This is a genomic window from Vibrio genomosp. F10 str. 9ZD137 (genome assembly GCF_049974785.1).
GTDB lineage: Bacteria > Pseudomonadota > Gammaproteobacteria > Enterobacterales > Vibrionaceae > Vibrio.
On record NZ_JBNGCJ010000409.1, the window covers coordinates 1 to 1,774 of the forward strand.

Annotated in this window: 1 protein-coding gene; it reads right to left on the bottom strand. The window is 46.7% G+C overall.

The window, feature by feature from the left end:
* Window positions 1–1,774, bottom strand: a 1,774-nt coding sequence (locus ACP45E_RS09440; protein ID WP_069584924.1) for a family 20 glycosylhydrolase, incomplete at both ends; no start/stop codon positions are given.

The following is a 1,774-nucleotide window of genomic DNA, read 5'->3' on the forward strand; positions in this document are numbered from 1 at the left end:
AGATAGGTTGTGACGCAATGGCGGCTTCGCGCACGTTTTTGAAGTGCATTTCTAGATCCACCAATGCCGTGCTGTTACCCATAGCATAATCGGCAACCAATTTTTCCATGTCACGCACCGCGTAGCTTTCAACCACCAGCGCATCAACAAAGCGGTTTAGACGCTCATGTTGATTGTAAAGATCACCGTTATTCTCGGTAGAAATCCACTTTTCCCAGTTTCGAGCATAATATTGCGCAGGTTCCATATATCTCGCTAATGCTTGCAGCGGCTGAATATCTTGCCCTTTCGCCAAGCGTTTAAGCAACATATCGGCGTTAGCATGATGACGCAAGCCCACAGAAACCTCTGACCAATTATCCATCACCGCCATACGCTCATACATACTCTCTTCATCAGTGATTGACGCATCCGACCATAATCTTTCTGCGATTGCGTAGCTACGAGGCCATAGGTACGACTCTACGGTATGGGTGTCTTTGTTCTCAAGCCAGATAGTGATTTCACCGCCTAGTATAAGTGCTTTCTCTTTTTCTGTTAGCTCTGCTGGATACCCACCATCAGACTTAGGAATCACGCTGCCTTCGAGCGAGCTACTGGCGATAACTTCACCCGTTGTTGGCCAACGTACATTACCGATAAGTTGATAGCTTCCCTCTGCAAAGCCGTTCTGATTAAGATTGAGATTAAACTCTGTGTACGACATAAAGTTATCGAAATGCGCGACTAACGTTTCACCCGCTTGGTATTTCTTGATAAAGACTTCTTCTCGGGATTTTCCATTGTAGTCAACGAACGCACGAGGTGTTCCGTCTGTTGCTTCGATGATAGTAAGTAACCCCTTACGTGGACCACCCTTAGTACACGGCTTTTCCCATTGATAGCTCACAAAGCTCTCTCCTGCATGAAGAGAATCATCAACGGTGATCCCTTTTGGAATCGGATCATTGCGGTAGTGGTAGCTGGTTGGTTGCGGCTGATCGAGGTAGTAACCTGTCGATAGAATACCTTGGTAGCCTTCTTTCGCTGCACGGCCAATACTGTCGTGACCTTGCCAGCTTTGGATCACAATCGATGTTGGCAAGTCTTTGTGCCAGATTTCATCCCAACCGGTCATCTTCTTACCGCGCGCTTCTAACATCTTCTCAACTTTAATGTTGAGATACGATTGAAGGCCACGCTCACCATCGAGATTATTCTCAGCAATAAAAGCTTGGTGTTTGTCGCTGTTTATCCATTGTGAGTAGTTTGGTTCATCGCCGCCAATATGAAAATACTCATCTGGGAACAGCGCAACCATTTCGTCAAATACATCGCCTAACATTTCGTACAGCTCAGGGTTTAACGGATCCATGAGTGGTTCAAATACTCCCCACTCACGTTCTTGTTCATACGCTTGACCTTCACCCCCCGACATTAGATGCGGATAAGCATGCGCTACCGCAGAAGAGTGCCCCGGTAGTGATACCTCTGGAATCACACGAATACCTAAGTTGCGTGCATACTCAACAAGGTAACGAACCTGATCTTTGGTGTAGTAGTTACCATCTGAGCTTTCAGACCATAAACGTGTCCAAGAATCGGTTTGGATACGAATACCTTGGTCATCCCAGAAGTGCCAGTGGAACACGTTCATTTTCGCTGAAGCCATCGCATCAAGTTGACGAATCAAGACGTCGAACTCAATAAAATGGCGAGACGTATCGTAGGAAACGCCACGCCATTGGAAGCGAGGCTCATCAACAATGGTTACCGCTGGAATGTGGTAGCCAGT